Annotated in this window: 5 protein-coding genes; 1 reads left to right on the top strand and 4 read right to left on the bottom strand. The window is 72.8% G+C overall.

Annotation, left to right across the window (positions count from 1 at the left end):
• The coding region (locus NL1_RS35705; RefSeq protein ID WP_156095211.1) for a glycosyltransferase family 2 protein at nt 1-845 on the bottom strand (845 nt) is incomplete at its 3' end.
• 77 nt (nt 846-922) lie between these two features.
• Nucleotides 923-1,672 carry an LppM family (lipo)protein gene (locus NL1_RS35710; RefSeq protein ID WP_084511449.1) on the bottom strand — a complete coding sequence of 250 codons (750 nt, stop codon included), beginning with the start codon at nt 1,670-1,672 and terminating at the stop codon, nt 923-925.
• A 250-nt stretch (nt 1,673-1,922) separates the two neighbouring features.
• Here NL1_RS35710 and NL1_RS35715 point away from each other — a divergent pair, with 250 nt between their 5' ends.
• Nucleotides 1,923-2,519, top strand: a complete 597-nt coding sequence (locus NL1_RS35715) for a TetR/AcrR family transcriptional regulator (RefSeq protein ID WP_067849329.1) — start codon at nt 1,923-1,925, stop codon at nt 2,517-2,519.
• A gap of 41 nt (nt 2,520-2,560) precedes the next feature.
• On the opposite strand, the gene NL1_RS35720 is transcribed toward NL1_RS35715, so the two are convergent.
• Together NL1_RS35720 and NL1_RS38440 are read right to left on the bottom strand one after the other, a co-directional pair.
• Nucleotides 2,561-3,343, bottom strand: a complete 783-nt coding sequence (locus NL1_RS35720) for a carotenoid biosynthesis protein (protein WP_067849332.1) — start codon at nt 3,341-3,343, stop codon at nt 2,561-2,563.
• Nucleotides 3,344-3,411: 68 nt separating this feature from the next.
• On the bottom strand, nt 3,412-4,230 hold an 819-nt coding region (locus tag NL1_RS38440; protein ID WP_162272804.1), incomplete at its 5' end, for a phytoene desaturase family protein.

Here is a 4,230-nt window from a genome sequence, read left to right on the forward strand (position 1 = left end):
CGGGTCGCCCCGCTGCCGCACAGGGCGGCGAGCGGCGGGAGCCAATAGCCCAGTGCCAGGACGATTCCCACGACCGCGGCGGCCGGGCGCGAGCCGCCGTAGGCGGACCAGAGCCAGCGGGTATAGCCCGCCTCGACTTCCTCCGCGCCGCGATACATGCGGGTGCGGGCCAGCGGTCCGGCGGCGACGAGGTGGGTGGTGTGGCCCGCGCGGCGCAGGGCGCGCGCGATGTCGAGATCTTCGGTGGGACTGTCCGCCACCGCGGCGTGCCCGCCGATGGCGCGGTAGGCGGCGGCGTCGAAGGCGAGGAACTGGCCGCAGGCGACGGCCGTCGAGGGACGGTGGCCGCGATTGCCGAGCACGATGGGCAGTGTCGACGCCCAGGACCAGCAGAGCAGCGGCTGCACGAGCGCCTCGGCGCGCGTCCCGGACTGCTGGGCGGGCCAGGGTGAGATCAAGGCCGCGTGGCGATCACGGACCGCGCGTGCCGCCGCCGCGACGGCTTGCGGGGCCAGTCGCACATCGGCGTCGAGGAAGACCAGGATCGGTGCGTCGGCGAGTTCGGCGAGGCGGGCGCACGCCGCGGCCTTGCCGGTCCAGCCCGGCGGCGGCGCGGCCTCCGAGCGGATCACCTCGAAGCGAGGATCGTCCGAGATCGCCGCCCGCGCGGCCGCCGCCGTGCCGTCGGTGGAGCCGTCGTCGAGGATCAGCACCCGCAGGTTCGGCACGCCGGTCTGGGCGCGCAGGTCGGCGATCAGGGCGGGCAGTTCGTCCGACTCGTTCCGGGCAGGCACGCAGACGGTGACGGGCTCGGCCACCGAGACATTCGCGTCCAGACGCGGCATCGAGAACCGATTGAGCACCGCGACTGCGCATCCCGTGAGCGCGACGGCCGCGCCGGCACGCAGAGCGGTTCGCCCGCTCAGCGCAGCTGCTTGACCGACTGCCACCACCGCCGCCAGGAGAACTGGTGCTGGGGGACGTCCGGCGCGGCCGGGTTGCGGTCCATGTAAGCCATGGCGGCGACGATGGCCGCGACCGCGAGGGTGATGCCGCCGACGATGCCCGCCCAGCCCGCGAAGGAGCGGGTGTTCGGGTCGGCGTAGCTCACCTCGGCGCGCAGGGTGGACACATCGCCGGGCGGCAGCTTCCAGGAAACGGTGGAATCGCCTTCGCGGTTGCCGTTGGTCTTGGCCACCCTGGCCGGGAAGGCGATGGTGAACTGCACGTCGGAGCCGTGCGGCGGAACGGATTTCAGGTCGACCCGCGCGGTCAGGCTGACCAGGTCGCCGCTGCGCTGGAAGTTCAGCTGGAACATGCCCTGCGTCTGCTCGGACAGCAGGCCGAGGTGCTGCACCTCACCGAAGGACAGGTCCTCGAAGAACACCTTGCTGCCCAGGTACCCGTCCTGGTTGTAGGGCTCGACGCGCACCTTCGTCGCCAGCGACTCCGGCGCCTTCAGCTGCGGCCCCTTGTCGTCGGGCCCCGCGGGCACCACCGCTGCCACGATCCGCCCGGACACCCGATCGTTGGACGACACACCCATCGACGCCTGCACCCGCAGGCACCCGGCCAGCACCGGCGCCAACAGCGTCGCGAGCAGCACGGCCGCGGCTACCCGCGCCCAGGTGCGGGGCACGCGCGGCGTCGGTCGAACCGGGACATCGGGCATCGGAAGGGCGGGACTCGGTTGCACGGCTCACATCGTGCCAGGCCGAACGCCCGAATCGCCACGCGACGGCCGCGACACGACGGCACGCCCGGCTCCTCCGACACGCCTCCGCACCCCGGCCTGCTCATATACGGTGCTCCTCCGCGCGCCTGCCCCGCCGCCGCCGAGCCCGTCTCAGTCAATTGACTGTTTGGTAAATTGCGGTGCGTACGGTGGGCGTCGGCAGCGCTCGTGGAAGGTGGGAGTGGGCGTGGCGGGAGCCGCTGGAACCAAAGGAGTGCCACGCGCCGAGCGTGAGGCGCAGATCCTCGACATCGCGGCCGCCGAGATCGGCCGGGTCGGCTATGCGGGTCTGTCGCCCGCGGTGGTGGCCGCCAAGGCGGGGGTCTCCAAACCGTTGGTGTACGCCTACTTCGACACCAAGGACGGCCTGTACGTGGCGTGCATGCGACGGGCGGCGTCGGTGCTCGGCGATGCGATCGACGCGGCGATGATCGACGGGCCCGCGACGCTGGAGCTGGCCGAACGCACGCTGGCGGGCATTTTCGGCGCGCTGGAGCCGCGCCCGCACGATTGGCACGTCGTCTTCGATCGCTCGCACCCGGACGAGGGTCCTGCCGCCGACGCGGCGCGCGCCGCACGCCGACGGATCGCCGAGCAGGCCAACCGCGGTGTCGGCGCATTCCTCGCCGGTCGCGGGCTCACCGATCCGGACGATCTGTCCGCGCTGTCCGCCGTATGGATGGGCACGGTCACCGCGCTGGTCGGCTGGTGGTTGCGGAACCCGGGCGAGACGGCCGAGGCGATGACCGCGCGCACTCGCCGCCTGCTCGCCGCGCTCACCTGACCTGCTCCGATCGCCGCGCCGAGCCGACACTCTCACTTTTGCTATTGCTCGCGCCGGGACCGGAGGCGGATCAGGTGGATCAGCAACGGCACGCCGAGCGGACTCATACCGAGCGCGCCGTACCAGGCCGAGGCCGGGAGATCGAGGAAGACTGCGTGGGCGAGAACGGAACCCAGCCAGGTCCAGAGGAACACCGCGACGGGGACGGCGAGGGAGGCGGCGGAACGGGGCTGGGTCGGGGCCGGGGCAGCACGGTCCCAGACCGCGAGCAACAACGCCATCACGAGACCGACGCAGCACCAGCCGAGATAGTTGGTGAGCGGGATGTCGGCCAGGCCCGGCAGCCCGGAATCGGTGTCGCACCAGGTCCATTGGCCGTCGGCGACCATCTGCGGATCGAGGAACAGGTCCCAGCCCACCGCACCGATCGTGGTCAGGGCGACGCGCACCGCGGTCCGCCGGGTCACGATGCCCGCCACGATCCACACCGGATACATCCCGCCGGTCCAGGCCAGCGGCACCAGCAGCGGCACGCCCGCGAGCGCGGGCCCGATCCGGTTCTCGGCGTATTCGTAGCAGCCGAACGGGATGCCGGTCGCCACCCCGAGTATCTCCGCGAGCAGGCCGATGCCCGAGACGATCACCAGGAAGCCGATCGCATAGCGGGTGCCGCGGGTGGCGGCGGCGTGCGCGAGCGCCGTGCCCGCGGACAGCAGCACGATCACCACGGTGATCCGGTCTCGTGCGGCCCCGTCGGTGAGCGGATAGCAGATCTGAGCGAGCACGAGCAGGATCGCGAGCAACACCGGCACGGGGTGCCGCACCGAACGCACCCGCGACCACGCCCGCTGTACGCTCGTCCGGTGGCCGGTCGTCCGCATTTCGGAGGCCGTCATCGTCTGCGCGGGAAGGGGAATCGCTTGCGCCGCGCGTCGCGGAGAGCGAGCCGCGCCGCGGTCCGCCCGCTCGCGCCGGAGACGCCGCCGCCGGGATGGGTGGACGCACCCGTCAGATACAGGCCCGGCGCACCGGGCACCCGCTGACCGGAGAGCTCGGGCAGCGGCCGCCACAGCATCATCTGGTCGAGCGACATCTCGACGTGCATGACATTGCCGCCGCGCAGCCCCATCTCCCGCTCCAGGTCGACCGGCGTCTGCACGAACCGCTGCCGCACGCCCGCCGTGAAACCCGGTGCGTAGGACTCGACTTCGGCGATGATCCGGTCACCCTCGCGCTCGGCGTGCGAGGCCCAGTCGGCGCCGTCGGCCAGCCGGTAGGGGTGCCACTGCGCCCACAGCGTCAGCTGGTGCTCGCCGGGCGGGGCGATGCTCGGATCGAGCGCGCTGAAGCTCATCGCCAGCACCACCGGCCGCGGCGGCAGGTCGCCCGCCAGCGCGGCGCCGTGCGCGCGCCGCAGCTGGGCGCGGTCGGACACCAGGAACTGGAGGCCGCGCGCGGATTCCGCCGCCGAGGCCCCCGGATAGCCGGGCAGCGCGCTCGTCGCGAGGCGCACCGCCATACCGATGCCTGGCCCGACCCGGATGCGGCGCTGCCAGTCGTCCAGTGTGGCGCCGTCGAATCCGCCCGCGCGCAGCAGATCCAGGGTGGTGAGCACGTGTGCGCCCGCGATCACCGCGTCGGCGCGCAGGCTGCGGCCGGACGCGGTGCGCACCAGCCAGCCCGCGCCCGCGCGCCCGATCGAGGTGACCGC

This window comes from Nocardia lijiangensis NBRC 108240 (assembly GCF_001613045.1).
In the GTDB taxonomy this organism is placed as follows: Bacteria; Actinomycetota; Actinomycetes; order Mycobacteriales; family Mycobacteriaceae; genus Nocardia; species Nocardia lijiangensis.